At 54.6% G+C, this 21,139-nt stretch carries 20 protein-coding genes and 1 riboswitch; of the genes, 8 read left to right on the top strand and 12 right to left on the bottom strand.

Annotated elements, in window-relative coordinates:
* Positions 1–142: 142 nt before the first annotated feature.
* Genes XYCOK13_RS05030 through tatC form a run of 3 tightly spaced genes read left to right on the top strand, consistent with a single transcriptional unit; the run spans position 143 to position 2,796 of the window.
* The gene (locus tag XYCOK13_RS05030; RefSeq protein ID WP_213410843.1) at positions 143–1,777 is read left to right on the top strand and encodes a PhoX family protein; all 1,635 of its coding nucleotides are present in this window, start codon (positions 143–145) and stop codon (positions 1,775–1,777) included.
* 57 nt (positions 1,778–1,834) lie between these two features.
* Positions 1,835–2,053, top strand: coding sequence for a twin-arginine translocase TatA/TatE family subunit (gene tatA, locus XYCOK13_RS05025; protein WP_213410789.1), 219 nt, complete (start codon positions 1,835–1,837; stop codon positions 2,051–2,053).
* A 23-nt stretch (positions 2,054–2,076) separates the two neighbouring features.
* Complete coding sequence (tatC, locus tag XYCOK13_RS05020) at positions 2,077–2,796, top strand: twin-arginine translocase subunit TatC (protein WP_213410788.1); 720 nt, start codon at positions 2,077–2,079, stop codon at positions 2,794–2,796.
* An 86-nt stretch (positions 2,797–2,882) separates the two neighbouring features.
* Here the strand turns inward: tatC and XYCOK13_RS05015 are convergent, their stop codons facing one another.
* Positions 2,883–3,125, bottom strand: a complete 243-nt coding sequence (locus XYCOK13_RS05015) for a LexA family transcriptional regulator (protein WP_213410787.1) — start codon at positions 3,123–3,125, stop codon at positions 2,883–2,885.
* Between the two features lie 109 nt (positions 3,126–3,234).
* Between XYCOK13_RS05015 and XYCOK13_RS05010 the strand changes: the two genes are divergently transcribed.
* The gene (locus XYCOK13_RS05010; protein WP_213410786.1) at positions 3,235–3,909 is read left to right on the top strand and encodes a TerC family protein; all 675 of its coding nucleotides are present in this window, start codon (positions 3,235–3,237) and stop codon (positions 3,907–3,909) included.
* Positions 3,910–4,101: 192 nt separating this feature from the next.
* Here the strand turns inward: XYCOK13_RS05010 and XYCOK13_RS05005 are convergent, their stop codons facing one another.
* From XYCOK13_RS05005 to XYCOK13_RS04975, 7 genes are all read right to left on the bottom strand, one after another.
* Entirely contained in the window at positions 4,102–4,308 is a 207-nt protein-coding gene (locus XYCOK13_RS05005; protein WP_244865006.1) for an RICIN domain-containing protein, read from the bottom strand.
* On the bottom strand, positions 4,262–4,534 hold the full coding sequence (locus XYCOK13_RS05000; protein ID WP_373314324.1) for a rhamnogalacturonan lyase family protein: 273 nt from the start codon (positions 4,532–4,534) through the stop codon (positions 4,262–4,264). The genes XYCOK13_RS05005 and XYCOK13_RS05000 overlap by 47 nt, the downstream gene beginning before the upstream one ends.
* 202 nt (positions 4,535–4,736) lie before the next feature.
* A complete protein-coding gene (locus XYCOK13_RS04995; protein ID WP_244865005.1) occupies positions 4,737–5,429 on the bottom strand; it encodes a hypothetical protein in 693 nt (230 codons plus the stop codon).
* A gap of 468 nt (positions 5,430–5,897) precedes the next feature.
* Positions 5,898–6,713, bottom strand: a complete 816-nt coding sequence (locus XYCOK13_RS04990; protein WP_213410784.1) for an undecaprenyl-diphosphate phosphatase — start codon at positions 6,711–6,713, stop codon at positions 5,898–5,900.
* Between the two features lie 345 nt (positions 6,714–7,058).
* A complete protein-coding gene (locus tag XYCOK13_RS04985; protein ID WP_213410783.1) occupies positions 7,059–7,646 on the bottom strand; it encodes a guanylate kinase in 588 nt (195 codons plus the stop codon).
* 117 nt (positions 7,647–7,763) lie between these two features.
* Entirely contained in the window at positions 7,764–8,849 is a 1,086-nt protein-coding gene (locus XYCOK13_RS04980) for a M42 family metallopeptidase (RefSeq protein WP_213410782.1), read from the bottom strand.
* 27 nt (positions 8,850–8,876) lie between these two features.
* Entirely contained in the window at positions 8,877–9,707 is an 831-nt protein-coding gene (locus XYCOK13_RS04975) for a DUF92 domain-containing protein (protein ID WP_213410781.1), read from the bottom strand.
* Positions 9,708–9,860: 153 nt separating this feature from the next.
* Here XYCOK13_RS04975 and XYCOK13_RS04970 point away from each other — a divergent pair, with 153 nt between their 5' ends.
* Positions 9,861–11,048, top strand: coding sequence for an HD domain-containing phosphohydrolase (locus XYCOK13_RS04970; protein WP_244865004.1), 1,188 nt, complete (start codon positions 9,861–9,863; stop codon positions 11,046–11,048).
* A 136-nt stretch (positions 11,049–11,184) separates the two neighbouring features.
* Here XYCOK13_RS04970 and XYCOK13_RS04965 read toward each other — a convergent pair whose 3' ends face one another.
* From XYCOK13_RS04965 to XYCOK13_RS04950, 4 genes are all read right to left on the bottom strand, one after another.
* Positions 11,185–12,426, bottom strand: coding sequence for a CapA family protein (locus XYCOK13_RS04965; RefSeq protein WP_244865003.1), 1,242 nt, complete (start codon positions 12,424–12,426; stop codon positions 11,185–11,187).
* Between the two features lie 119 nt (positions 12,427–12,545).
* Positions 12,546–13,193: a bifunctional 4-hydroxy-2-oxoglutarate aldolase/2-dehydro-3-deoxy-phosphogluconate aldolase gene (locus XYCOK13_RS04960; protein WP_213410780.1), complete on the bottom strand. Its 648-nt coding sequence runs from the start codon at positions 13,191–13,193 to the stop codon at positions 12,546–12,548.
* Positions 13,194–13,379: 186 nt separating this feature from the next.
* Positions 13,380–15,584: an alpha-galactosidase gene (locus XYCOK13_RS04955; RefSeq protein WP_213410779.1), complete on the bottom strand. Its 2,205-nt coding sequence runs from the start codon at positions 15,582–15,584 to the stop codon at positions 13,380–13,382.
* Positions 15,585–15,799: 215 nt separating this feature from the next.
* Positions 15,800–16,366 carry a spore coat protein gene (locus tag XYCOK13_RS04950; RefSeq protein ID WP_213410778.1) on the bottom strand — a complete coding sequence of 189 codons (567 nt, stop codon included), beginning with the start codon at positions 16,364–16,366 and terminating at the stop codon, positions 15,800–15,802.
* A gap of 295 nt (positions 16,367–16,661) precedes the next feature.
* Positions 16,662–16,793, top strand: a riboswitch (glycine riboswitch).
* Positions 16,794–16,989: 196 nt separating this feature from the next.
* On the opposite strand from XYCOK13_RS04950, the gene gcvT reads away from it, so the two are divergent.
* From gcvT to gcvPB, 3 genes are read left to right on the top strand one after another with little or no spacing between them, the layout of a single operon-like run.
* A complete protein-coding gene (gene gcvT, locus XYCOK13_RS04945) occupies positions 16,990–18,081 on the top strand; it encodes a glycine cleavage system aminomethyltransferase GcvT (protein WP_244865002.1) in 1,092 nt (363 codons plus the stop codon).
* 18 nt (positions 18,082–18,099) lie between these two features.
* Positions 18,100–19,458 carry an aminomethyl-transferring glycine dehydrogenase subunit GcvPA gene (gcvPA, locus tag XYCOK13_RS04940; protein ID WP_213410840.1) on the top strand — a complete coding sequence of 453 codons (1,359 nt, stop codon included), beginning with the start codon at positions 18,100–18,102 and terminating at the stop codon, positions 19,456–19,458.
* The gene (gcvPB, locus tag XYCOK13_RS04935) at positions 19,455–20,954 is read left to right on the top strand and encodes an aminomethyl-transferring glycine dehydrogenase subunit GcvPB (RefSeq protein ID WP_213410776.1); all 1,500 of its coding nucleotides are present in this window, start codon (positions 19,455–19,457) and stop codon (positions 20,952–20,954) included. The genes gcvPA and gcvPB overlap by 4 nt, the downstream gene beginning before the upstream one ends.
* Positions 20,955–21,139 lie beyond the last annotated feature (185 nt).

Here is a 21,139-nt window from a genome sequence, read left to right as displayed (position 1 = left end):
GGATGACCTTCAATTAATACTCTTCCGCTATGCTATCTGTGAAAGCAATTGAATTTCATAGATAGAAGGAGAGATTCGAATGGAAAAGCTTACACAAGAAGAACAAGTCGATCTGCATGAGGAAAAAAAGCAGCCGGGCCAAATGAACCGCCGCACCTTCCTTACCTACCTCGGCAGCGGCGCAGCCGCATTGGCTGCAGCATCGGCTGGTCTCGGATCGCTGACTGACAAGGTACAAGCCGCAACAGCCGACCATCTGTTCGGCTTCAAGACAAATCGCGTCTCCGGTTATTTCAATCCCATTGATCCTACTGACAGAGATGAGCTGGTTCTGCCAAGCGGCTTCAAGTATGACGTTATCGCAGCTTATGGCGATGTGATCAATGAGGCAGGAGATACGTTCGGTTACAACAACGACTTCACCGTATTTTTCCCCATTAACGGTTCGAACGAGGAAGGGTTGCTTTGGGTCAACCATGAGTATACGAATCCATTGTGGGTGGAGGGCGAAGCCGTCAACGGCAAGCTGACGAACGCCCAAATTGAGAAGCTGCTCTATAATCAGGGCGGCTCTATTCTAAAGGTGTACCGGGATCAGAACGGCGTATGGAAGATGGATCCGACCTCGGTTTACGGCAGACGCGTAACAGGTCTGACTCCCTTCACGCTGACCGGCCCTGCAGCCGGCACGCCATCCGTCAACGGTGCAACAAGCGTGCAAGGAACGTTCGCCAACTGTTCGGGCGGCATGACTTTATGGAATACCCTGCTGTCCTGTGAGGAGAATTTCGAGAGAACTGCGAGCGATGCCGGGCTGGATGATACCCACTATGGCTGGGTTATCGAAGTGGATCCGTTCGATGCCAACTGGCAGGTACGCAAGCATACCGCGCTCGGCCGGTTCAACCACGAGAACACTGCAATGGGCCTGTCCAAGGATGGACGAGTCGTTGTGTACATGGGCGATGACAAAAGGGATGCCTGTGTCTACAAGTTTATCTCCAACGGCAAGTATGACCCCGCAGCTGGCAGAAACAACTCGAGGCTGTTGGAAGACGGCACGCTCTATGTGGCAAACATGAAAAAGGGCGCATGGGTGGCTATGACGATCGAGGCTGTACGTGCAGCAGCGGAAAAAGCCTCCAACAAGGACGAGCTGCTGGCGAAATTCAAGACACAAGGCGATGTAGTCGTACATGCGCACGATGCGGCCATGCTGCTCGGCGGAACGCCAACGGACCGTCCGGAAGACGTTGAAATCAGCCCGTTCGACAACACACTGTTCATTGCCCATACGAACAACGACAGCCATGGCAACATTCACGGCCATATTACCCGCTTCTTCGAGGAGAACAGTGACTTGGGCGCCATGAATTTCGACTTTGAAATCTTTGCGGCTGGCGGACGCCAAAGCGGCTTCTCCGCACCAGACAATCTGACCTTTGACGCAAGCGGAAACCTTTGGACAGTGACAGACATTTCCTCCAGCAGTCTGAACTCCGGGGTATTCAAATCATTCAAAAACAATGGCATGTTCGTTATCCCGACTACCGGACCGAGCACAGGAGAAGCGCTGCAGTTCGCCTCCGGACCGGTTGAATCAGAGCTGACCGGCCCTTGGTTCACGCCGGATGAGCGCACATTGTTCCTGGCTGTTCAGCATCCGGGTGAAAATACTGAAGATCCAAGCAATCCGACCAGCATGTGGCCGCACCGGCCAGGCGACAATCAACCTCGCCCTGCTGTTGTCGCCATCACAGGGTTCAGACTGAGCTAATCGGGACTTGACCCAGGTTCAGCCAGCAACCCAACCTATGACAAGGAGTTGACTTCTATGCCCTTCGGCAATATTGGCATTGGCGGGCTTATACTGATATTAATCATAGCCCTAATCATATTCGGGCCTTCCAAGCTGCCAGAGCTTGGTCGCGCCTTCGGCCGCACGCTGCTCGAGTTCAAAAGCGCCACGCGCGAGCTCGTCAACAACGACAACAAGGATGAAACAGACGCTTCCGGCAAATCGCTGCAAGCAGCCGAGAAAAACTCGCACTGACGTGCAAGAACGAGGAACAACCGATGCAGCAAACTGAAATGAACGTCGTCAGCCATCTGGCGGAATTGCGCAGCCGCCTGATTCGTACACTTGTGGCGTTCTTGGTCGCCTTCTGCGCTTCGTTTCTGTATGTCAAGGATTTGTATCGATGGCTCGTGCGCGGCCTGGAGGACAAGCTTGCCATTCTGGGTCCAACCGATATTATTTGGGTGTACTTGCTGATTGCCGGCGTCTTTGCCATTGCGGCCACGATCCCCGTCGCCGCCTACCAGACCTGGCGGTTTGTCAAGCCTGCCCTAACCCGGGAGGAGCAGCGTTCCACGCTCGCGTATGTGCCGGTATTGACCTTGCTTTTTCTCATCGGACTTTGCTTTGGCTATTTCATTCTCTTTCCGATGGTGCTTGAATTTCTGGAACGGATGTCCGGAGAATTTCTTGTGATGTACACGGCCGAGAAGTATTTCCGCTTCATGGTGAACATGACCGTGCCCTTTGCGTTCTTGTTCGAAATGCCGGCCGTTGTCATGTTTCTGACGAAGCTGGGCATCATCAACCCGGTTCGTCTTCAGAAAGCGCGCAAGCTCGCTTATTTCATACTGACCATTATAGCAGTTACGATTACACCGCCCGATATTGTATCGGACATCCTGGTCATCGTCCCCTTGTTCCTGCTTTATGAAATCAGCGTCAGCCTGTCCAAATTCGTCTACCGCAAAAAACTGGCGCAGCAGGAAGCGGCGTAATTCTCCGCCGGCAAGAACAAGGCTGTTCCAAGCTCCTGTCCGGACTTGGGACAGCCTTGTTCCATGTTCCGCGAGCCTTCCCTCCCTTACTGTCTACCTGACAGCCTGAAAGTTTGTTTCAGCTCGCCCCGGCTCTGCAGCACCTTAATATGCCGGCTCAATGCATCGTACGAGCGAATGCCAGTGCGCTCCATCATAAATCGAACAGATGGCTGCCGATTTTCCGACTCACACTGACGAATGAGGATCAGAATTTGCCGCCGCTTGGCTTCTCCCTTGGAGATCTGCGCCATGATGGTTTGGACTGGCCTCCTTTGCATGATTGGCACAATTACAGAAGTACCTCATGATATGCAGGTTTGCTTGGCCGTTATGCATGATTTTGCTCGTAGTGAACATAGTAAGATCAGCATCGCATAAGTAAGGAGGCTGCTACTCATGGATTTATTCTCGGCGGAATTTTGGGCGGCGCTCGGTTCCATTATCGTAATCGATCTTGTTCTGGCCGGAGACAACGCTATTGTCATCGGCATGGCGTCACGGAAGCTGCCGAGTCATCAGCAGAAAAGGGCCATTGTATGGGGAACAGTTGGCGCCATCGGGATCCGGGCAGCGTTCACCTTGGTAGCCGTATGGCTGTTGAAAATTCCGGGACTTCTGCTGGCAGGCGGGGTTCTTCTCGTCTGGATCGCTTATAACTTATTGTCCGACAAGAAGAAGCATGACAACGTAAAAGCGGGGGTAACGCTCGGGGCGGCAATTCGGACCATCATCATTGCTGATGCGGTGATGGGGATCGACAACGTCCTGGCTGTCGCAGGCGCCGCACACGGACATTTCATGCTAGTGGTCATCGGGCTGTTGATCAGTGTGCCGATTATCGTATTTGGAAGCACCTTGATCCTGAGACTGATGGAGCGCTTTCCGGTTATCATATATATTGGGACCGGGGTGCTTGCGCTGACTGCAGGCAAAATGATTACCGAAGAACCGCTGATTCATGGTCTATTCGAAGCGCCGGTTGTGAAATGGTCCTTTATTATCGCTCTCATCGCTGCGGTTATTTGGATTGGATACCGTGCGAAGCATAAGGAACATCAAGCGGTTGCATGATAACCGCGCATGGATCGAAAATTGTATGGGTCTAATGGCACGGTTAGACTGGATAGGGATCCAATTAGAAAAAAAGGGCTGGGGTGCCAGCCCCTTTCCCGCTTAAAGTGCGTACGCATTCTCCGAATACCGTTCCTAATCTTCGTTTCGCCCTAGTGTACGCACTCTCTCGATGATGCGGCATTGTTGCCTTTATACTTGACACAACCTTACTGCTTGATCAATGTCCACTTCTGGGCCGGAAGCCCATTGTCGCTCCAGATTTGGCACATTGGTGCCGTTAGCCGTCCCATGATCCGTTACATCGAGCGCTTTGCCGCTGTGCTGGCTAATCAACTTGTAAGTGCCGTCGTTATGGGCGACGATATGCCAACGTTTGATTGCTGCCGCCGTTATCATAATTCCACTTGTCGATCTTCCCGGTGCCTCCCGTATGATCCAGAAGCTCCCGCAGCAACTTGACGTCCCACCAAATGCCAAAGTTGATCGAATTCGGAATCGTGTTGCTGATTAGTTGTCCGGTCACGGTGAGCAAGCCGACCCCGTTTGACGCCCAAAGCTCCGCCCCCGCTCTGCAAGCGTTTTCATTTATATTGTAGCAAATCTTCCTTTCCCAACAATTCATTTTTCAGTGAACTATCATCAAAAAGCCGACGTCTTATTGGCCCATTCACAAATCGGCAAGGTGTCGAGTCTCGCGCCTGTTATCGGGTAATCTGCTGCGTTCGATCAAGTAAGAAGGGCTGTTTACGAATCGGCATACTGTCGAGTCTAGCCCCTGCTATCGGGTAATCTGCTGCGTGAGAGGGGCTGTTCGCAATTTGTTTTTATAATAGGTCAGGACTTTGCATTGTTCCAATGTACTCATAACGATATATTTTTCCAGAAGTTCCTGACGGAATTGCACGAAACTTTCCTTGATCCACCAACTTTCGGCAGTACTTGACAACGGTCTGCTTGTGAATTTCCAGTTCTCTCGCAGCTTGCGGCGGATAAACGGTACGACCGTGCCGGATCGCTAGACGCATCAATTGACGCTCGATTTTGCCAAATTTCCGATAGACTGTTCCGGACCCGCTCTGGCTTGCCGCAAGATAGGGGGCCAGCACGCTCTGTACCATAGCAAGCACGAACGATGGATTTTCTTTCATCTCATCCAATGAAATGGTGAGCACGCGACACTCTTGTGCTTGTAGAAACAACCCGCGATTCAGGTCCAATCGATATTTCGTACGATCGGTGCCGTGAGAGCCATAGTCCATTATTTCAAATACGAACCGATGTCCGCCCAATGTCCATATGAAGTCTACGTAATAGGATCGCCCCCTCCAATCCTTTATCTCGTATTCCGGATGCAGCCCCGTGAAATCGCCCATGAGCGACCACCATATTTTTTCTGCAAAGAGGCGGTTGCCGTACCCATGCCCCCTTCTCAACGCATCTTTCCGTTCCCCATAACGACTGGACAAATGTTTCTTCAGCCATTTTTCATGTTCGATTTCGAAACTCAAGTCCCTCACCCTTTCCCGGCTAACAAAAACGCCCCGACTTCCTTCTAACTGAAGGAAAATCGGGGCGTGCTTCGCCACATGTGATGATAACTATTTTCATTTTAGCTGAAGTGCTCTGCCATTGCAAGGATACCTGTCCCCAAAATCAGTTTTGAACGATTTTTCGTGCAAACCCCCGCGTTCGGCTGGCTTCGCGCTCTCGTTTGTACGATTTTTCGTGCAAAGCCAAGGGGCGCGGCGGCATGCCGGAGCGTTTGAACGATTTTTCGTGCAAACCCCCACATTCGGCTGGCTTTGCGCTCTCGTTTGTACGATTTTTCGTACAAACCTCTCAAGCCACAGAGCTTCATGCGAGAAGCGAGGGGGAGAACTGCATCGAACCTGCTCGAAGGACAACATGCATGTGAGAGCGCATGCTTACAAAACGTTCGCATGAAACTGCCCGCTTTCCCCTTGCACAAGCAAGACCCGAAGTGTCTACAGGAAAAAGATGACCGCCAATCCCGCAACGAGACAGTACATGGCGAAATATTTCAGATTGCCGCGAGCCATAATGCCCATAAACCACCTAAGCGAATAGTAGGAGGCGATAAGCGAAGTGAAGAATGCCAGGATGTACGGAACGATCAGATTGCTATTCATCCGCAAATCCTCCGCCAGTGTCGGAGCCTCCAGCACCATGCCCCCAAGGCTGATCGGGATGTAGAGAAAAAAGGAAAATTTCAATGCTGTTTCCTGCTTCATACCCAATGCCATCGCCGCCACAATGGTAGCCCCGGACCGGCTGATGCCCGGAATAAGCGCTACAGCTTGTCCCAGCCCGACGATGATCGCATCCCGCACAGACAAGTCTGCGTCCTGCCTGCGCCCCCGCAGGTTGCGGATAGCCCACAACGCGACGCTCGTCACGAGAAGGGCGAACCCGATCACATGGATGCCGGATAACGAATTGCTAATCACATCGCCTAAGAGTACGCCGATAACGCCAGCGGGAATAGTAGCCAGTACTAAATACATAAAGAAATTAAATTCCTTGCGGCTGTCCGCATCGCGCGTGCGCACAAATCGGACAACCCCGGCGACCATCTGAACAATGTCTTTTCTGTATATAATCAGAACGGCCAACAATGAGGCAAAATTGACAAATACCTCGAAGCTCAATCCTTCAACCTCAATCCCGAATAAATGCTTGATAATGACGACATGTCCGCTTGAGGAAATGGGAATAGGCTCAGTAAAGCCTTGGACAACCCCCATAACCGCATATTTGATAATGAGCAGCAGCTCTTCCATGATTTTCTCTCCGTCTCCTCATCCAATTTTTTCCCGCAAAATGAGCCGCAAGCCTCAATGCAGATTCCCCATCATGGGCGGTCCATCATACTTGCGAAGGGAAGCCTAGCTTCGCCAAGCCACCTCAATAATATCCATCGATCACTTAAAGGGGTAACGCAAATGCCGGCATGTCTGCTTGAAACCGGGCACTGGGGCAACAAGGGCCTGCGCCCGACCCTGGCCACTATGAGTAACCTTCTATTTCAAGGCTATACCGTACGGGCCAAAAAAGAAGCCGCGGCTATGTCGCCGGGCTCTTCGGTTTTGCTTTTATTCACGAGGCTATACAAGCTGCTTCAAATCTTAGTCCTTCTCCAGCAAATCGCGACTCATGTACTGCTCCAGCACATTGGTCACAGCAAAAACGGTGTGGGCCAGATCCATATTCTCGAAGGCATGCTTGCACTCCGGCATATAGGCCATATCCTCGTCATAATGCTTGAAATGCTGGTCGAGCACCTCATCGCTGACGCCCAATTCCTTCTGGCGCTCGATGATGATATCCCGATCGACATAAATGAACAATCTCGTGACCTTTTCGCCATAGCGCTGTTTCAGCATGCGAGCGCCTTCTGCGTTAAGGATCAGGTATATAAAATCATTGTCCCGGAACATTTCTTCTATGTCCTTGTCCTTGATGCCGTAATGAACACCGTCAATCTCAACAGCCTCAATGAACTCATCGTTGGCAAGCGCTCGCTTAAATTCATCTTCCGAAATAAAATGATAGTCTTGCCCGTCCGTTTCCGCTGGACGCTTCGCACGCGTCGTGTAAGACAGCACTTTGTTAATGCCCAATGTAGAACCAACCATATCTGCAACTGTCTTGCGGCCGGAGCCGTCGGGACCGGTAAAGACGAAAATCATTTCCTTTTCCTTTAATTGATACATGGGATTCCCTCCTTTGATTCCAATCTCGGCTGCATCGAAAAATCCAATGAGATATACTTAAGTATACCATAAACTGCCGAATTCGGCATTAGCTGAAATGGGCGCGCAAAAAATAATTTACTCGCTTATTTCCCCTATTATCGTAGACAAGGTGCTGCGGTCCGCTGCCTTTACGAGGCGAAGCAGCAGCTCTTTGGCTGCCGCGTAATCATCGACATGGATAATCGATGCGGCTGTATGAATATAGCGCGCGCATATGCCGATGACAGCCGTAGGCACGCCAATTCCGCTAAGATGAATACGGCCGGCGTCCGTACCGCCCGGCGAGACGTAGTACTGGTAAGGTATCCGGTGTGTTTCGGCTGTATCGCGCACGAAATCGATCATTTCTCCGCGCGTCACCATCGTCCGATCCATAATCCGCAGCAATGCGCCCGCGCCAAGCTGACCGAAAGCCTTCCTGTCTCCGCTCATGTCATTGGCAGGGCTGGCATCCAGAACAAAGGCCAAATCCGGCTCAATCAGCCGGGCTGCCGGCTCTGCCCCGCGCAGGCCAAGCTCCTCTTGCACCGTGGCCCCCGCGTAGAGCACGTTCGGCAGTTCTGCCTGCTCTTGCTGAAGAGCCTCCAACAGTTCGATTGCCAGTCCGACTCCATAGCGGTTGTCCCACGCCTTCGCCATGATTTTCTTGCCTCCGGCAAGCGGCGTAAACGGACAAACGGGGACGACCTGAACACCGGGACGCACCCCCATCTGCTCGGCCTCCTCACGGCTGTCTGCGCCGATGTCAATCAGCATCTGCTCGACTTCCAACGGCGCATTGCGCTGACTGTCCTTGAGCAAATGCGGCGGAATCGAAGCAATGACGCCCGGCAAAGCTCCCTTCGTTGTCACCACTTGCACGCGCTGAGCCAGCAGCGTCTGATTCCACCACCCGCCCAGGGTCTGAAACTTCAACATGCCATTGTCCGTCACAGCGGTCACCATAAAGCCGACCTCATCGAGATGTCCGGCAACCATAATGCGAGGACCATTCGGATCTCCGCGCCGGACACCGAAAACACCGCCAATGCGATCATAGACAACTTCATCGGATACGGCGGCCAGCCGCTTGGCCACATATTGCCGAAGCTCCCGTTCGAAACCCGGCGCAGCCGGCCATTCTGTCAACGTGCGAAACAGCTCTAGCGTCTGATCATGCATTTGAATTCCTCCCTGATCTGCCTACATTCATATGCTTCCCTGTTGCCATACATGCAGGATGATCCCTGCACAGGCACCTGCAGCCGTACACAAGCCGTTCACGGCGTCATTGTTCATCCAGCTCAAGCCTCGCACAGGCTTGGTCGGCTGGCCGCAGTGCTCGCTTCTCTCCACGATTCTGCCGCAGCTCCCGCAGCGGTACATGCGCTGCCACACTGCTCCGACGACAGAATCTACAGCCGCTCCTGCTGCACCCGCTGCGACGATAGTCAGCAGCATGCCGATTCCGCCCGTATCGCTGAGAAGCGCCGCCGACACCGCTATCAACAGCGCGCCTCCAATGGCAGCCGCACAGCCTAGCAGCGTAATCCCGCCAGATGTGCCGGCAGGAACTCGCTTGCCGGTCAAAATATGGATCGGCTTCCTGCGGCTCAACCCGCCGATCTCTGTCGCCCAAGTATCGGCTGTCGCCGCTGCCAGCGCTCCTGCAAATCCGGCATACAGCATACCGCTGTCCAATCCGGAGATCAGCGTCAAGGCGCACATGCCCGCAGCTATCCCACCGTTGGCGAGCACCTGGCCCGCATCCCGGCGCCCGCCCTTGGCGTAAGCCGTTTCCGCCGCCGCTTTGTTCGCCTGCTTCCAACGCGTCAGGAGAGAGGAACTGATGAAAAAGGCCAGAACCAGACTGAACCATGCCGCCCCTCCCGCTGCAACGGTTATCGTCCCTACCCCGATGGCCGCCAGAGCCCCCGAACCAGACAGGCTTTGTTTGCGCCAGGCAGCCCATGTGACCGTTCCGCTTCCGAGCAATCCAGCCAGCAGACGCACAGCCGGTTCCTGCAGCCATTCCTGCATAATCGCTTCCCTCCCCTGTAACTAGTCCCCTCCATGATAGCACGCAGAAACATTTATGAAAAATCATTGGGCAAGCAGGAGGTTGAAGCCGCTGCGGGGAATTACATAGTCTACTAAACTGACGCACCCCGACATAAGCAAGGAGGAGCCTTCGTGCACGAAGAACAAGCAATCGATACAGAGAGAAAAAAAAACGATCTCTCACCAGAACAGATGCTTAAGGTGATCTTTGACTATACGGCCAAAATCGCCAATGAACGAAATTTGGACCGGGTTCTGATGCATATGGCCGATATGGGACGCGAAATGGTGGTAGCAGACCGCTGTACGGTGTGGCTGCTGGATCAGCAGAAGCAGGAGCTCTGGACCAAGGTGGCGCACGGCGTCAGCGAGCTGCGCATACCGGTAGGCGCAGGATTGGTCGGACTTGCCGTTGCCACTGGCAAGCCGATTTTCATAGACGATGCCTACAACAATGATGAGTATCGCCATGTGCTCAGCAGCGGAGCATTGACAACAGACCAGCTGACCGGATACCGGACGAAAGCGCTCATGGTCATTCCGTTCCGCAACAATGAGGGCGAAATTACAGGCTGCTACCAAGCCGTCAACAAGCTGACGGAACAGCAAGTCTTTTCCGCCATGGACATGGAGTATCTGACACTGGCCGCTTCCTACTCAGGCAAATCACTGGAATCCGCTATGCTGACCAATGAAATTGAGGAAACGCAGAAGGAAATCATCTTCACGATGGGAGAAATTGGAGAAATCCGTTCCAAGGAAACCGGCAATCACGTCAAGCGCGTCGCGGAATACTCCTATCTGATTGCAGTCGGACTCGGGATGAGCCTGGAAGAAGCGGATGTCTTGAAGATGGCTTCTCCAATGCATGATATTGGCAAGGTTGCCATTCCTGATGCTGTGCTGAAGAAGCCCGGCAAACTGACCGATGAAGAATTCAAGATTATGCAGAGCCACACGATGATCGGATACAACCTGCTCAAAAACTCCAATCGGCACATTCTCAAGGCTGCAGCAATCGTTGCCCACCAGCATCATGAAAAATGGAACGGACGCGGCTATCCCCAAGGATTGGCTGGCGAGGAGATTCATATCTATGGACGAATCACGGCAATTGCCGATGTGTTCGACGCGCTGGGCAGCGACCGCGTCTACAAAAAAGCCTGGGAGCTTGATCGCATCCTCAACCTGTTCAAGGAAGAGCGAGGACAGCACTTCGATCCGCAAGTAGTCGACGTCTTCATGGAACAGCTGCCGAAAATTCTTGAAGTCCGCGATCTGTACAGCGATGAAATATTGAACGCCGATGTCCCCGAATAACACTTCACAGCATCGGGATACATGGAGAAAGTGGCCTTTTTAAGCGCCTTTAACGGATCGTCACGCCTGGTTCGGACAGAGCCGGACCACTTCTCTCCTTATTGCGTCATTCAAATGGATGCACGCTGTAAACCCTCTATCTCTCCGCAACAAGCCGTCCATCCGTTTCGATGCGAACACCGTCGGACAGAGCATCAAGACGCGAGAGCAGCGCCCTGCCTTCTTCTCCTTCCATGACAACCGGCTGCGCCGCCTTAGTCAGCACTGGCGTAATGTGCAGCTCGCATTCTCCGTCTTTCGTGCAAGCCGCTTCCAAAATGGAGGATTCCCACGTCCTTGGATTATCATTCGTGGTAAAGATAAAATTGCCTAAGCTGTAAGCAATCCACTTCCCGTTGTACTGCTCAAAGCTTTGCAGGACATGCGGATGGGAACCGACGATCAAATCGGCGCCCGCATCAATATACCTCCTGGCCAAATCGACTTGATACGGCCTCGGCGACTCCTCGCGTTCCACGCCCCAATGCACCAGCACAATCACCAGATCAGCCTGTTCGCTTGCCTTGGCAATGGTCTCGACCGGGCGTGTGTAATCATAAGTATCTGCTACACCCGGGTGACCGGTAGGTTCGCGCTCCGACATGTTCCTTGCCTTCCAATCGACGGTCGGCACAACATGGCTGAAGCCGAGAAATGCGACCCGAATACCGTCTTGGTCCACATACACTGGCGCGAATGCTTCCTGCCCGTTCTTTCCTGCCCCTACATGGTAAATGCCGGCCTCTTTTAAGTATTGAAGCGTATCCAGAAGGCCCTCTGCGCCAAAATCCAAGATATGATTGTTCGCCAGATTGACCACATCAAAGCCCGCTTCCTTGAACGCCGGAAGCGCTTGAGGAGAACTGCGGTATACATAGGTCTTGTCGACCGGCTCGCCTCTGTCGGTTATGGGTGTCTCCAGATTGGCAACGGTCAAATCGGGCTTCTGCAGAAGCTCCTTCACATGCGTATAAGGGTAATCATAGCCATAATTTTCGAGCAAGCCGGAAACTGTGCTGCCCAGCAGCACATCACCGACGAATGCCAGACGAACGATTTCCTTCCCGCTGGCAATCCCTTCTTCGCCGCCGTCAATCTCGTCGTCGGTATTTGGCGACTCGACTTCCGGCGTGCTGCCTGCCTTGCCGCCCGACTGCGCATCATCCGCCGGATCTCCCCCGGCATTCCCTGTCCCCGCGTTCTGGTCAGTCCGATTCGATGCAACTTCATCGTTCCCGCTGCCGCCGATCGGCCAATAGCTGTCCATGAACCAAGCAGCCGCGATCAGGATGATTGCGCCGAATGCCAGCACAAAGACCAAAGACGTTACTTTGCGCAAAACCGCCCTTCTTTTTTTCCTCCTCGTGGCTGCTGCCCTCTCTCTACGGGATGCTGTCACAGGACCACCCTCTTCTTGTCATTGGTATAGGACTCGAATATCATATGGACAGGCTGATTTCATAGCTGTTTCCACCGATCCGCCTGTGCTCGCAACTCCTTGGCCTTCTGCAGGATTGCTGCCGTATCTCCAGCTGCCAGCGCCTGCTTGTCCGCCAAATACCCGCCCACGCCTACGGCATAGCAGCCTGCAGCCAGAAATTCCGCAATGTTGGCTGCGGTCACTCCGCCAACGGCTATCATCGGAATATGGCTCAATGGCCCCTGCAATTCCTTGATGTAGGAGAGGCCGATCGATGCGCTCGGGAATATCTTCACTGCTGCTGCCCCCGCCTTCCAGCTGCGCACGATCTCCGTAGGCGTCATTGCCCCGGGGTATATCGGGATGTCCCGGCTCGCGGCCAGCTGAATCACATCCTCATCCGTATTGGGGGTCACCAGGAAGGATGCGCCCGCTTCCATCGCACGCTCCGCATCCCCTATATCCAGCACGGTTCCCGCTCCTATGTACATCTGCCCGCCGAAACGGCGCTGAAGCTCGCTTATGCCTGCCAACGCATCAGGCGAATTGAGCGTTACCTCCATTACCGGAATATCTGCCTCAAGCAGCAATTCCGCCAGCTTATACAGGTCATCGCCTGCGATCCCGCGAACGATCGAAATGATCCGGGTGCGTTCCAGTTCCGCTATTCCTTGTTTCTTGTGCATCTCGTTGCCGCCTTTCCCACAAATCGTGCGAGCCGGAATATGATAAGGACCCCTTATGCCTGCAAGTACTCCTATGATAGCATATTTATAGCATATTTTCCCTCGTTAACGTAAGAAAAAGCCGCCTGACAGGCATTAAGCCAACAGGCAGCTTTCATTGTTTTTGCGCTTCCTAAAGAATGAGGACTAAACCTGGACCAGATGAACAAGGATGCTGTCGAAATCCCTCTTCAGGCTAGGGAGCAGCAGTCCGGCCTGCATCAACTCGTCTCCGCCCAACACGCCTTCGACCGGCTGGGAACCCAGCGATTTCAATCGATAGTCCGCCTGTTCATTCAAACCCTTCAGCCGAATGCGCAGCCTGCTCACATTCGGTTCTGCCAAAATGCGCGCAAACAGGAGGATCGCCTCCGTCCGATCTTGCGAGACGATCATCCAGGACGCCGTGTTGCCCTCGAACGGACTGGCCAAGCGATAGTGCTCGCCGAACTGGATCAGCTCGCGATGGCGCTTGTACGCGGCTACCTGCTCCCTGGCCAAAGCCCGTTCTTCTTCGGAGAACGTGGACAAATCCAGCTCGTAGCCGAAATTGCCGGTCATCGCCACATGTCCTCTTGTTTCGAGCGATGTCGTGCGGCCCAGCTGATGATTCGGCACAGCGGAAATATGGGCGCCCGTCGAACTGATCGGATAAACTATGCTCGTTCCATATTGAATATACAAGCGGCTCATGGCATCTGTATTGTCGCTTGTCCAGGTTTGCGGCATATAGTACAGCATGCCGGGATCGAAGCGGCCGCCGCCGCCCGAACAGCTCTCGAACAAGACATCCGGGAAGGCGCTGGTGATCTCCTCCAGCATTTCATATAAACCAAGCATGTAACGATGTGCCGTCTCCCGCTGTCTTTGCGGCGGCAGCGCCGCTGATCCCACCTCCGACATGTGGCGGTTCATATCCCATTTCACATACGTAATCGGAGCGGACTGGAGTATGTCCTTCACTCGCTTGGCGATCTCCTTGCGCACATCCGCTCTGGAGAAATCAAGAACGTATTGATTGCGCGAAGGCATGCGATCCCGTCCTTCCACATGCAGACACCAATCCGGGTGAGCGCGGTACAGCTCGCTGTCCGGCGAGATCATCTCCGGCTCAAACCACAGGCCGAATTGCAGGCCCTTCTCCTGAACCCGCTCTGCCAGCTGCTTCAAGCCGCCGGGCAGCTTCTTCTCATTCACGAACCAATCGCCAAGCGAGCTGGCATCGTTGTGCCGCTGTCCGAACCAGCCGTCGTCCAGGACGAACAACTCGATGCCTAATTCTCCCGCTGCCGCAGCAATCTGCTCAATCTTGTCCGCGTTGAAATCGAAATACGTCGCTTCCCAGTTATTGATCAGAACCGGTCTCGCCGCATCGCGATAGCGCCCCCTGCAGAGGCGTGTCCGATACAGCTTGTGATACGTGCGGCTCATCTCTCCCAGACCGTTCGCGGCATGCACAAGGACTGCCTCCGGAGTCTGGAATGACTCGCCGGCTTCCAGCAGCCAGCTGAAATCGAACGGATTGATGCCGATATTCATCCGCAGCGAGCAGAATGAGTCGATTTCCGTCTCTGCCACGAAGTTGCCGCTGTATACCAAATTCATGCTGTATACTTGACCATGATCTTCTCCCGCGCCCCGTTCCATCACCGCGATGAACGGGTTGTGCTGATGGCTGCTTGCGCCGCGCCGGCTCTCAATCGACTTCGTGCCTGCCGTCAGGCGCACCCGCTCCACACTGCGCTCGCGCGCCCATGCGCCATAAAGGTGCAGCAGATCATAGTCCGCATGAGGCAGGTCAAGAGAAGCGCTGAGCACCTTCTGCAGTTGAATTGCCTGCTCGCCTTCATTGACAAGCCGAATGCTGCGTGTGATCGCATTGAAATCGCGGAACGCTGTGTACAGCAGCACGGCCTTCAGCCCGGTCAGCGAATCCCGCAACACTAGCTCCAGCGTATCCGCTTCTTCCTCCTTCTCCGCGTAGGTAGAGGGGAGGCCTTGCAGCTGCGGCTTGCCCCTATAGATCTGGTGAGACTCGTATACAATTGAAGAAACGGTAGAACCGTCCGCATATTGGGCATGCAGCATCGGCGTCCGATAATCGCCGGTGCCGAACGTCGGGCATTCGGCCGGCACCGTCTCCGGCGAGGCCAGGACATCGCCGAACGGCGCTTGCGTGCCGAACGCTCTGGTCTCCGGCACATAGCGGTTCTCCGATGAGGAATAGTCGCGTAAGCGCTTCCCCCAATACAAGTGAAGCAGCTGTCCATTGCCTGCAATCTGAAACACATAGCTAGTCTCGGCAGCCTGCAGATGAAAGATGCGCCGATGTTCATCATAACGTATAGTCATCTATGTACATCTCCCTTGCGTATGTTACTCTTCAGTTTACCTGTTGCGCTGACAAGGGTTCAATGGATTCTTGCTAGCTTTTCATGGATTTATGATGTTTTTGCGCAATGGAAATGGACAGTACGGCCAAAACGTACGGCTTCCCGAAGCCATGCAGCCTCAAGCGTTGTCTGCTGGCTGCATGCGTGTCGGAAAGCCGCGATTGTCCATGCGGATTAGATGTGCATCATCGGTTGGCTGTTCGTGGGCTGGTAAGCGTGAAGGAACGTCTTGGCCGTATGGTCGTTCATTGTCGGCACTTGATACAGACCGTTCTCATTCATGAGCAAGAACACTTCATAAGCTTGATTCGAGCAAGTGATTGCACCGTTGACCATCATTTGCCGCAAATTCGGATCTGCGCATTCTAGGGAAGCGGCCATATGGTTTTTGGCCGAGTTTTTGTGAGCCAGCAGCAGTGCCGATGCAATTTGCTGGTCACGAAAAGCCTGCTGCGGCTGCGGCAGCATTGGCGCCGGGTTGTGCAGCCCGTACTGCACCTGCTCCGGGGACATGCGCGGCATGCCGTAGACTTGCGGCATTCGGTTAGCCGCACCGTAATCATGCGTATAGGCTACCATCTGATCATACGCCTCCACTGCCGTTTGCAGATGGCGCTCGATCATTTGCCTTAGCTGGTGATTTTCGGTCTCATGGGCCATACGACCGAACAGATTGATCAAGTGAATTTTCTCATTCAGAATTTCGTGGACTTCCATTGTCTCATGTGCGCCAAATGGCATGTTTCTCATCTCCTGTTTTCACTCCAGATTAGCGGGGCTTCTTCCCGCAGAGGCGAAAACCCGCTGTTTTCACACTGCTTGCTAATGGTATCCCTGCCCCATGCTCTGAGGAGAGCCTGCGCCCGGACAGCCACCGTTACTTTGTCCCGGATTTGCGATATTATCCCTCTCCGACCGGCTCTCATTTGAAAAACCGATCATTTTGGCCTATCTTTGAAAAAAACAATTGACAAACACGCACAAAAACCGAATAATGATGAGGTGAGAAAAATGGAATATACGGAATTATACGCGAATGAGGGTGCAGGGAGAGATTGCCGGTGGACGGATGAAGAGCAGTTTGCGCGCTTCTCGTCTCTGGCGGCGCCGAAGGAGTAAACCGCATGATGGCGGTGAATCTCTCAGGCAAAAGGACCTGTACCGGACGCATCTCTGGAGAGAATTCCTCCCGTGAGGAATCACCCAAGGAGCAACTTCCGCTGCGGACGTGCCATGAAAGCAGGGGAAGGCAACTCTCAGGTAAAAGGACAGAGCGAATGGAATTGCTGATGCATATTGTGCATTAGTTTTTCCGTTCGCTCTTTGTTATGTCTGGCAGCCTTAAATTCAGGAGGAATCGTACAATGCTGAAAAAAACCCCGTTGCACCCGGTATATGCGCGCTATGGCGCCAAAACGATCGACTTCGGCGGTTGGGAGCTTCCCGTTCAATTCACAGGCATTATGGATGAGCATCATGCCGTGCGCAGCAAAGCAGGCTTATTCGATGTGTCCCATATGGGCGAAGTAGAGGTAAGCGGCAAGCGAGCGGAAGCATTCTTGCAGCAGCTGACCACGAATGATGTAACGAAACTGGAAGAGGGGCAGGCGCAGTATTCGCTCATGTGCTATCCCGATGGCGGCGTAGTAGATGACTTGCTCATTTACAAGCTGGCAGCCAACCACTATATGCTCGTCCTGAACGCCTCCAATATCGACAAGGATCTGGACTGGCTGCGCAAGCATGCCGAGCCGGACGTCAACCTGCTGGACATTTCTGAACAGACCGCCTTGCTTGCGCTGCAAGGGCCGGCAGCAGCCGCCATTCTGTCCAAGGTCACGAATGCCAACGCAGCGGAGTTGAAGCCGTTTCGCTTTGTGGAGCAGGCCGAAATTCGCGGGGTGCACGCGCTCCTTTCACGCACCGGCTACACCGGCGAGGACGGCTTCGAGCTGTATGTCCCCCGCGAAGATGCCGTGCACGTCTGGGAGCTGCTGCTGGAAGCCGGCCAGCCGGAAGGCATCATGCCGGTTGGACTGGGCGCGCGCGATACCCTTCGCTTCGAGGCGAAGCTTCCCCTGTACGGCCAGGAGCTGAGCGCGTCCATCACCCCGCTGGAAGCCGGCCTGCTGCGCTTCGTCAAGCTGGACAAAGGCGAGTTTATCGGGCGTGACGCTCTGCTTGAACAGCGGGAGCAAGGCGTGCCGAGGAAGCTGGTCGGCATTGAGATGCTGGAGCGCGGCATTCCGCGCAGCCATTACCCTGTATTTGCCGAGGACGGCAAGCGGATCGGCGAAGTCACTACCGGCACTCATTCCCCGACACTGAAGAAAAATGTGGGCCTGGCTCTTGTAGCACGGGAGTACAGCGATCTTGGACAGGAACTTTGGGTAGAAATTCGCGGCAAGCGGCTGAAAGCACTAGTCGCCGCCACGCCATTTTATAAACGGTCATAGAGAGGAGCTTGCGAGATGATGATGCACCGGTATTTGCCAATGACAGAAGAGGACCGCAAGGAGATGCTCGCCGCTGTAGGCGTGGCACAAGTCGAGGAGCTTTTCCGGGACATTCCGGAACAGGTTCGCTTGAAGCGTTCCTTGCAAGTATCCGAGCGAATGGATGAGCGCAGCTTGCTTCGCTATATGCGCGGGCTGTCCGGCAAAAATGCTGATTTCGACCAATACGCCAGCTTTCTTGGCGCTGGTTTGTACGACCACCATGTGCCGGTCGTGCTGAACCATGTGTTGTCCCGCTCGGAATTTTATACAGCCTATACGCCTTATCAGCCGGAAATCAGCCAAGGCGAGCTCCAGGCCATTTTCGAGTTCCAATCCTACATTTGCGAACTGACAGGGATGGCCGTCGCCAATGCCTCCATGTATGATGGCGCAACCGCGTTAGGGGAAGCGGCTGCCCTCGCAGCGAATTCCTCGCGGCGCAAGCGCATCGTGGTGTCCGAAGCCGTTCATCCGGAAGCGCGTCAAATCGTGGCAACCGTAGCAAGCGGACTGTCCCTGGAGGTCGCCGTCGTACCTTGCGCGAAGAACGGCGTCACAGATGCAGCCAAGCTGAGGGAGGCGCTTGACAGCGAGACGGCCGCCGTGCTCGTGCAGTCGCCGAATTTCTTCGGCTGCATCGAAGATGTGCGCCGACTTGCGGACGAGGCCCACTCGTGCGGCGCTCTGCTGGCACTCAGCGTCAATCCGCTTGCGCTCGGCTTGCTGGAAGCGCCCGGCAAGCTGGGGGCGGATATCGTCGTCGGCGACGCGCAGCCGTTCGGCATTTCGGCTTCGTTCGGCGGGCCGACTTGCGGCTTCTTCGCCGTTTCCGAGGCGCATATGCGCAAGATGCCGGGACGAATCGTCGGCCAGACCGTCGACCGCGACGGCAAGCGCGGCTTCGTGCTGACGCTGCAGGCCAGGGAGCAGCATATCCGCCGCGAGAAAGCGACCTCGAATATTTGCTCCAATCAGGCGCTCCTCGCTTTGGCCGCTTCCGTCTACTTGTCGGTAATGGGCAAGCAGGGCTTGCAGGAGGTTGCCAAGCAAAATGTAAGCAAGTCTCATTACGCGCAACAAGCGCTGACTGCGATCCCCGGCGTGGAGGCTGTCCATGCCGCTCCGTTCTTCAACGAGTTTGCAGTCCGCCTGCCGGCGGGCACTTCTATTGCTGCCGTGAATGAGCAGCTGCTTGAACATGGATATATCGGCGGTTTGGATTTGGGGCAGGTCGACGCAGCCTTGACTGGCTGCATGCTCGTCGCTGTCACCGAATGCCGGACACGCGAAGAAATCGACGGGTTCGCCCGCGCTTTGGAGGTGGCATTAGGATGAGCAAAGAATCGGTAAGCATCCCGCAAGCAAACAACGAGCAGCACGATCAAGCCCTGATCTTCGAACTGAGCAAACCGGGCCGCATCGCCTACTCTCTCCCGGAACTGGACGTGCCCGAAGCGGAGCTCGAATCCTGGATTCCGGGCGAATATCTCCGCACGGAGCCTGCCGAGCTGCCGGAGGTTTATGAGGTCGATGTTATCCGCCATTACACGGCGCTGTCCAAACGCAACTTCGGTGTGGATGACGGCTTCTACCCGCTCGGTTCTTGCACGATGAAATACAATCCGAAAATCAATGAAGATGTTGCGCGCTTCCCGGGCTTTGCCAAAATTCATCCTTATCAGCCGGAATCCTCTGTGCAAGGCGCATTGGAGCTGCTGTATCGGCTTCAGCAGGATTTGGCTGAAATTACAGGCATGGACCAGGTTACCTTGCAGCCGGCGGCCGGCGCACACGGCGAATGGACCGGCTTGATGATGATCCGCGCCTACCACGAATCGCGTGGCGAGAAGCGGACGAAGGTCATCGTGCCGGATTCTTCGCACGGCACGAATCCGGCCAGCGCTACAGCGGCTGGCTTCGAGACGATCACGATCCCATCGAATCCCGATGGACTGGTAGACCTTGATGCGCTGCGGGAAGCAGTCGGCAGCGATACTGCCGCGCTAATGCTGACTAATCCGAATACGCTCGGGCTGTTCGAGGAGCATATTACGGAAATCGCGGCCATTGTGCATGAGGCTGGCGGGCAGCTGTATTACGACGGCGCCAACTCGAACGCGATAATGGGCATCACCCGGCCGGGCGATATGGGCTTCGATGTCGTGCATCTTAATCTGCACAAAACAATGAGCACCCCGCACGGCGGCGGCGGTCCCGGCGCCGGCCCGGTCGGCGTAAAGGCACATCTGGCGCCGTTTCTGCCTACGCCAGTAGTCGGGCAGCGCGAAGATGGCCAGTACTTTCTGGACGCCAATTACCCGCAGTCGATTGGCCGGGTGAAGGCGTACTACGGCAACTTCGGTATTCTCGTCCGCGCATATACGTACATCCGCAGCCTTGGCGCTGACGGGCTTCGCCAGGTTACGGAAAACGCAGTGCTGAATGCCAATTACATGCTGCGCCGACTTGCGCCGTATTTCGACGTGCCGTATGACCGGATATGCAAGCATGAATTTGTCCTTTCCGGCAAGGGGCTCAGGCGCTTCGGTGTGCGCACATTGGATGTCGCCAAGCGGCTGCTGGATTTCGGCTACCATCCGCCTACGATCTACTTCCCGCTTAATGTGGAAGAATGCATCATGATCGAGCCTACCGAAACCGAAAGCAAGGAAACGCTCGACGCCTTCATCGACACGATGATCCAAATCGTGAAGGAAGCCGAGGAGAATCCGGAGCTGGTGAAGAACGCGCCTTACACGACCAAGGTGCGCCGGCTTGACGAAACGCAGGCCGCCCGCAAGCCCGTCCTGAACTGCGCTTGCGGAGTATAATTCGTATGGATTGGGCAGCTACGCACACGTCAAGCGATAAAGTCGCACTGCCCGCCAAGCCTGCCATCGTGCAAGCCTGTCCGATCTGTGAGGCGTTGCTATTGCCGATAGGCGTACCGATCTTTCGGCAGGATCATCGAAAGCAAGCACTGTCATTGTGCTTGCTTTTTTTTGCTTGCACGCGC

It is taken from the genome of Xylanibacillus composti, from assembly GCF_018403685.1.
Classification (GTDB): domain Bacteria; phylum Bacillota; class Bacilli; order Paenibacillales; family K13; genus Xylanibacillus; species Xylanibacillus composti.
The sequence above is the reverse complement of the archived record's forward strand: the minus strand, read 5'-3'. Positions and strand labels throughout refer to the sequence as shown.